Origin of the sequence: Ectothiorhodospira sp. 9100, assembly GCF_022227565.1 — a bacterium.
Classification (GTDB): Bacteria; Pseudomonadota; Gammaproteobacteria; order Ectothiorhodospirales; family Ectothiorhodospiraceae; genus Ectothiorhodospira; species Ectothiorhodospira marina.
On record NZ_JAJNAN010000148.1, the window covers coordinates 1 to 439 of the forward strand.

Below are 439 nucleotides of genomic sequence, written 5' to 3' on the forward strand. Positions count from 1 at the left end.
CCCGGTTTTCATGCGGGTCTATCAGCCCCACCTGCGCTACTATCTGGTGAACGAATCGGCCTTCAGCGAGGACGAACTGGCGGAGCGGGACACGCCGCTGAGCGGGATTTTCGAGGTGGAGAAGGCGTCCAAGGATGTGGATGCGCTGCAGGCTGCGGTGAAGCGCCTGGCAGAGCGTATCCGGGCACACCCGGAGAAGGCCCGTCTGGACGAGGTGATCACCCGCTGGCTCAAACGTCACCTCAGGCGGCTGGGTACCGAGGCAGAGAAGGCGCTGGATCAGGTCAATAGTTTGGTGGAGGACAATGCGATGTTGGCGGAGAATCTTCAGAACTGGGCGGAAAAGGAACGACAGAAGGGCGAGCAAATCGGCTTACAGAAGGGTCGGCAGGAAAATGCCCGTGAAACAGCCATCAACCTGCTCAAGCTGGGGCTGCTC

General features: G+C 60.4%; 1 pseudogene. It reads left to right on the plus strand.

Annotated elements, in window-relative coordinates:
* Nucleotides 1-439: pseudogene (locus LPW29_RS15380) on the plus strand (Rpn family recombination-promoting nuclease/putative transposase); the annotation flags it as partial.